The 1,444-nt window shown below is 60.2% G+C and carries 2 protein-coding genes; both read left to right on the forward strand.

Translation table 11 applies throughout. The features are described from left to right. Positions 1–943: NAD(P)H-dependent flavin oxidoreductase (locus ACXRVY_RS29005; protein ID WP_458238956.1), on the forward strand; the 943-nt coding region annotated here is incomplete at its 5' end. A gap of 122 nt (positions 944–1,065) precedes the next feature. After that, positions 1,066–1,444, forward strand: a 379-nt coding sequence (gene modA / locus ACXRVY_RS29010; RefSeq protein ID WP_458238957.1) for a molybdate ABC transporter substrate-binding protein, incomplete at its 3' end; no start/stop codon positions are given.

The raw sequence follows: 1,444 nt of genomic DNA on the forward strand, positions 1-1,444 counted from the left end.
GGGTTCGATGCCGGCGGCGATGCTCAGCACCGATCAACTGCGCGAAGAGCTGAAAACCATCCGCCAACACACCCAGCGCCCGATCAACGTCAATTTCTTCTGTCATCAACCTCCGGCCCCTGATGAACAACGCGCGCTGGACTGGAAAAACCTGCTGCAGCCCTACTACCAGGAACTCGGCGCCGATTTCGATGCGCCAACCCCGGTGTCCAACCGGGCACCGTTCGATCATGCGGCCTGCGAAGTGATCGAAGAATTTCGACCTGAAGTGGTGAGCTTTCACTTTGGCCTGCCGGAAAAATCCCTGCTCGACCGGGTGAAAGCCACCGGTGCGAAAGTGTTGTCCTCGGCCACAACCGTCGCAGAAGCCGTGTGGCTGGAGCAGCATGGTTGCGATGCAATCATTGCCATGGGCTACGAAGCCGGAGGCCATCGCGGGATGTTTCTCAGCGATGACCTGAGCAGTCAGGTGGGGACTTTCGCCCTGGTGCCACAAGTCGTCGATGCGGTGAAGGTGCCGGTGATTGCCGCCGGCGGCATCGCTGACGCACGAGGCGTCGCCGCCGCCTTCATGCTGGGTGCTTCGGCAGTGCAGGTGGGGACGGCGTACCTGTTCACCCCAGAGGCCAAGGTCAGCCCGTCCCATCACAAAGCGTTGCGCACCGCCAGGGAAAGCGAGACGGCCGTCACCAACGTGTTCACCGGTCGCCCGGCCCGGGGCATCCTCAATCGGGTGATGCGTGAACTGGGGCCCATGAGCGCCAAGGCCCCGGCCTTCCCCCTTGCCGGTGGCGCGCTGATGCCTCTGCGGGCCAAAGGTGAAGCGGACTTCAGCAACCTCTGGGCCGGTCAGGCCTTTACCCTCGGGGTCGAATTGACCAGCGAGGCACTGACTCGAAAACTGGCTGAAGAAGGATTAGCGAGACTGCTACGTCACCCCTGAGCAGCACTTGCGTTAAAATTGTATACAACTTTGTGACAGCACATTCCGTTTAAAGGTAATTCGCTATATATTTTTGTACATAACGATTAACCTGCTGCAATTGCCTTTAACGGAGCCGTTTCATGACCATTCGTGCCTCACGTTTTGCCCCGACCTGCCTGGCGAGCCTTCTCGCCGTATTCGCCTTCGGCTCAGCCCAGGCGGACGAAGTCCAGGTGGCTGTCGCCGCCAACTTCACCGCGCCCATCCAGGCCATCGCCGCTGACTTCGAAAAAGACACCGGGCACAAGGTGGTCACCTCCTTTGGCGCCACCGGCCAGTTCTACACCCAGATCAAAAACGGCGCGCCGTTCGAAGTGTTCCTCTCGGCAGACGACAGCACCCCGCAAAAACTTGAAACCGAAGGCGACACCGTCAAGGGGTCGCGCTTCACTTACGCGGTCGGCACGCTGGCACTGTGGTCGGCCAAAGAAGGCTACGTCGATGCCAAGGGCGATGTGC

The sequence above is a fragment of the Pseudomonas sp. P5_A2_2 genome, from assembly GCF_054177685.1.